Origin of the sequence: Azospirillum sp. B506, assembly GCF_000333595.1 — a bacterium.
GTDB lineage: Bacteria > Pseudomonadota > Alphaproteobacteria > Azospirillales > Azospirillaceae > Azospirillum.
This window is the reverse complement of the sequence record NZ_BADK01000852.1, coordinates 1-4,279: the sequence shown is the minus strand read 5'-3', so window position 1 is coordinate 4,279 and position 4,279 is coordinate 1. Positions and strand designations below refer to the sequence as shown.

Annotated in this window: 5 protein-coding genes and 1 riboswitch; of the genes, 2 read left to right on the top strand and 3 right to left on the bottom strand. The window is 66.6% G+C overall.

The genetic code is table 11. From position 1 onward, the window contains the following. Nucleotides 1-184: 184 nt before the first annotated feature. From I71_RS26515 to I71_RS26505, 3 genes are all read right to left on the bottom strand, one after another. The gene (locus I71_RS26515; RefSeq protein WP_042701034.1) at nucleotides 185-1,405 is read right to left on the bottom strand and encodes an ABC transporter substrate-binding protein; all 1,221 of its coding nucleotides are present in this window, start codon (nucleotides 1,403-1,405) and stop codon (nucleotides 185-187) included. A gap of 162 nt (nucleotides 1,406-1,567) precedes the next feature. Next, nucleotides 1,568-2,305, bottom strand: a complete 738-nt coding sequence (locus I71_RS26510) for an ABC transporter ATP-binding protein (RefSeq protein ID WP_042701032.1) — start codon at nucleotides 2,303-2,305, stop codon at nucleotides 1,568-1,570. Next, nucleotides 2,298-3,074, bottom strand: coding sequence for an ABC transporter ATP-binding protein (locus I71_RS26505; protein ID WP_042701030.1), 777 nt, complete (start codon nucleotides 3,072-3,074; stop codon nucleotides 2,298-2,300). Before I71_RS26505 ends, I71_RS26510 begins: the two co-directional genes overlap by 8 nt. 298 nt (nucleotides 3,075-3,372) lie before the next feature. Further along, a riboswitch (cobalamin riboswitch) is annotated at nucleotides 3,373-3,602 on the top strand. Between the two features lie 43 nt (nucleotides 3,603-3,645). On the opposite strand from I71_RS26505, the gene I71_RS26500 reads away from it, so the two are divergent. Continuing rightward, the gene (locus tag I71_RS26500; RefSeq protein ID WP_042701028.1) at nucleotides 3,646-3,837 is read left to right on the top strand and encodes a CbtB domain-containing protein; all 192 of its coding nucleotides are present in this window, start codon (nucleotides 3,646-3,648) and stop codon (nucleotides 3,835-3,837) included. 9 nt (nucleotides 3,838-3,846) lie between these two features. After that, on the top strand, nucleotides 3,847-4,279 hold a 433-nt coding region (locus I71_RS26495; protein WP_042701026.1), incomplete at its 3' end, for a CbtA family protein.

The window sequence follows — 4,279 nt, the reverse complement described above, 5'->3', positions numbered from 1 at the left end:
GCCGACAGAACTGCCCGAACAGCACTTGGGGCGGAATCCCCAGCAGGCTGACCATGTCCGCGTCTCTCCCGGTTGGTGGGTGTTGTTCTTGGTTTCGGTTGATGCCGCGATTGCCATCGCTCCGGCCTTGCCCTCAAGACAGGCAAGGCCGGAGCGATGGCTTAACTCCTCACGTCACCGCCCCTCACTTCGCCAATGTGCAGCCGCTCTGCTTGGGGTCCATGAAGGCGGTGTCGGCCGGGATGGTCTTGACGATCTTGTAGTAATCCCAGGCCCCCTTCGATTCGGCCGGGGTCTTCACCTGGGCCAGATACATGTCGTGGAACATGCGGCCGTTGGCGGCGATCCTGCCCTTTTTGGCGAACATATCCTCGACCGGCAGCTCGCGCATCTTGGCGGCGACCGTGTCGGCGTCATCGGTCTTCGCCGCCTCGACCGCCTTCAGGTAATGCTTCACCGCCGAATAGACGCCGGCCTGCACCATGGTCGGCTTCTTGCCGGCCTTGGCCTCGAACTTTTTCGACCATTCACGGGTCTGGTCGTCCATGTCCCAGTAGAAGCCGGTGGTCAGCATCAGCCCCTGCGCCGACTGCAGCCCCAGCGCGTTCACGTCGGTGATGAACATCAACAGGCCGGCCAGGCTCTGGCCCGACTGGGTGATGCCGAACTCCGCCGCCTGCTTGACGGCGTTGACGGTGTCGCCGCCGGCATTCGCCAGACCGATGACGTCGGCGCCCGAGCCCTGCGCCTGCAACAGGAAGGACGAGAAGTCCGACGTGCCGAGCGGATGGCGCACCGACCCGGAGATGGTGCCACCCAGCGACTTCACCATCCTGGTGGTCTCCTCCTCCAGCGACTGGCCGAAGGCGTAGTCGGCGGTCACGAAGAACCACTTCTTCTTGCCCTGCTCGTAGAGCGCGCGGCCGGTGCCGGCGGCCATGGCATAGTTGTCGTAGGTCCACTGGAAGCCATAGGGGCTGCACTGCGCCCCGCTCAGCGCGGTGGCACCCGGGCCGGACATCAGGAAGATGCGCTTCTTGTCCTTGGTGATGCCCTGCACCGCCAGCGCGGCGGCGGAGTTCGGCACGTCGGCGACGACGTCCACACCGCCGGTGTCCACCCACTCGCGCGCCTTCGACGCGGCGATGTCGGCCTTGTTCTGGTGGTCGGCGACGACGATCTCGACGGGCGCGCCGGCGACCTTGTTGCCGAACTCCTCCGCCGCCATCCGCGCGGCGATGGCGGAGCCTTCGCCAGCCAGATCGGCATAGATGCCGGAACGGTCGTTCAGCACGCCGATGCGGATGACATTGTCCGACACCTGGGCAGCGGCCGGTGCCGCAACCGAGATCGCGCTCCCGGCGAGCGTCAGCAGGGCGGTGCCGGTGAGAAGAAGCGTGCGCATCGGAAGGTCTCTCCCTCTTGGTATTATTGTCGGCCGGTTCCCGTGGCGGGTTCCCTCGCCGTGTCTAGGGTAGCCGGTTGGGCACAGAACCGGCGGTTGGCCGCCCCGCTCCGGAATAGGGGACGGAGCGGCGCGTGCCGGTGACGTCGTGGGCTGGACGGCCTACACGCCGAGATAGGTGTGCAGCTTGTCCATGTTGGCGTGGAGCTGGTCGTTGGGGATCATGTCCACCACATGGCCTTCCTCCATCACGTAATGGCGGTCGGCGATGGTGGCGGCGAAGCGGAAATTCTGCTCCACCAGCACGATGGTGAAGCCGCGCTGCTTCAGCGCCCGCACCGCCACGCCGATCTGCTCGATGATGACCGGGGCCAGACCCTCGGTCGGCTCGTCCAGCAGGATCAGATTGGCGCCGGTGCGCAGGATGCGGGCGATCGCCAGCATCTGCTGCTCGCCGCCCGACAGCCGCGTGCCCTGCGTGCTCCCGCGGCCCTTCAGGTTGGGGAACAGGTCGTGGATCTGCGGGACGGTCATCCCGCCCTCCTTGACCACCGGCGGCAGCGTCAGGTTCTCGTCCACGCTGAGCGAGGAGAAGATGCCGCGCTCCTCCGGCACATAGCCGATGCCGAGGCGGGGGATTTTGTGCTGGGCCATGCCGATCAGCTCGGTGCCCTGGAAACGGATCGAGCCGGTGCGCTTGCCCATGATCCCCATGATGGCGCGCATCGTCGAGGTCTTGCCGGCACCGTTGCGGCCCAGCAGCGTCACCACCTCGCCGTGGCGCACCTCCAGGCTGACGCCGTGCAGCACATGGCTCTCGCCGTAGAAGCCGTGCAGGTCGGCGATTTCCAGCATCGCCGTTCCAGTTCGGGCGGTTTTGGTCATCGCGCCGTCAGGCATGTCCGGTCCCCCCAGTGCCCATGTAAGCCTCCATCACCTGCGGGTTCTTCGAGACGACCTCGTAGGGTCCCTCCGCCAAGATCTCGCCGCGGCGCAGCACGGTGATGGTGTCCGACAGGTGGGCGACGACCGACAGGTTGTGCTCGACCATCAGCACCGTGCGGTCGGCGGCGACGCGCTTGATGAGATCCGCGGTGCCCTCGATGTCCTCATGGCCCATGCCGGCCAGCGGCTCGTCGAGCAGCATCACCTCCGGGTCGAGCGCCAGCGTGGTGGCGATCTCCAGCGCGCGCTTGCGGCCATAGGGCAGCTCGGCCGCAAGATGGTTGGCCCAGGGGGTGAGGTTCACCGCCTCGATCAGCTCCAACGCCCGGTGATGCAGGCCATGGAGCGACGATTCCGACTTCCAGAAATGGAAGCTGGTGCCGAGCGGCCGCTGGAGCGCGACACGGACATTCTCAAGCACGCTGAGATGCGGGAAGACCGCCGAGATCTGGAAGGAGCGCACAAGCCCCATCAGCGCGATGTCGGCCGGCTTGGTGCGGGTGATGTCACGGCCCTTGTAGAGGATCTGTCCGCGCGTGGGGGTGAGGAACTTGGTCAGCAGGTTGAACACCGTGCTCTTGCCGGCGCCGTTCGGGCCGATCAGCGCATGGATGGTGCCGCGGCGAACCTGCAGGTTCACCTCCTTCACCGCCACGAAGCCCTTGAACTCCTTCGTCAGGCCACGCGCCTCCAGGATGATGTCGTCGTTCGGTGCGGCGTTCATCGGTCGCGAATTCTCCTCCCGTTCGTCCTTATGTCCGGGCTTCCAGCCCTTTTTTTACCGATTGTCGTACGCACGAAGCGTGCCACGGCCGGGTTCGCTTCGGTCGGGCCTCCAGCCCCTTTGTATCTCCGCCGGCTTTCCCCTGGCGTCCAGTCCTCCTCCCCGATCCTTGCGTCGGAAAGTGTCGGATTTACGGACACTCTGTCCATAAAACATGACAGCATTCAAAATGTCGGCATGCAAGATTGTCTGTGCGGCAGATGCCCTATTGCAGGCTTGCCAAACGCGCGCGGCACTGCGATGGTGGCCATCCGACGGTGCCCTGCCTGTCCTGACGGGCGGCGGGGATAATAGGGAATGCGGTGCGAAGCTTTCTGGGCCTACCGGAAGCGCCAATGCCGCGGCTGCCCCCGCAACTGTGTGCGGCGAGCGTCCCGTCCAACATGCCACTGGCCGCAAGGCCGGGAAGGCGGACGGCGATGCGACGACCCGCGAGCCAGGAAACCTGCCGGCGGACGTATCAACCTGTCCCAACCCCGCCGGGTGTGGCGGGAGAGCAAGGATGTCCTCGATGACCACCCGTTCCATCAATAGCATGGCCGCCGGTTCCGCGACCCGCAGTGCCGCCCAGACGGCGGTCGCCGCCTTCGCCGCGATCCTGCTCGGCAGCTTCCTGCTGTATGGTGTCGGCTTCGCCCAGCCGCAGCAGATCCACGACGCGGCGCACGACGCTCGTCACTCCTTCGCGTTCCCCTGCCACTAAGCACGGGTCATGGATCTGATCCGGCGGCTGTTCACAGCCGCTCTGGTCGCGGGCGTGCTCTCCGGCACGGCCGCGTCCGTCGTTCAGCAGGCGACGACCGTCCCGCTGATACTCGAAGCTGAAAAATACGAGGTGGTGGCCCCGCCTCCTGCGACCACCGCCGCTGCTCCCGCAGCCAGCCACGCCGAAGGCCACCAGCACGGCCCCGTGCGCGAGGTCGGCGAAGGCGTGCCGGTCACGCTGGACGAGGCGATGCAGCGCATCGGCCTGACCATCGCCGCCAACCTGATCGCCGGTGTCGCCTATGCGCTGCTGCTGGGGGCCGCGATCCTGCTGGCCGGCCGGCCGGTCGATGCCCGGCGCGGGCTGGTCTGGGGCATGGGCGGCTTCGTCGCCGTCGCGCTGGCGCCTGCCTTCGGCCTGGCCCCGGACTGCCGGGCAT

Coding starts and splice junctions, on each gene's coding strand:
- I71_RS26510 (WP_042701032.1), bottom strand. CDS start 2,305: ATGCCTGACGGCGCGATGACCAAAACCGCCCGAACTGGAACGGCGATG.
- I71_RS26515 (WP_042701034.1), bottom strand. CDS start 1,405: ATGCGCACGCTTCTTCTCACCGGCACCGCCCTGCTGACGCTCGCCGGG.
- I71_RS26505 (WP_042701030.1), bottom strand. CDS start 3,074: ATGAACGCCGCACCGAACGACGACATCATCCTGGAGGCGCGTGGCCTG.
- I71_RS26500 (WP_042701028.1), top strand. CDS start 3,646: ATGACCACCCGTTCCATCAATAGCATGGCCGCCGGTTCCGCGACCCGC.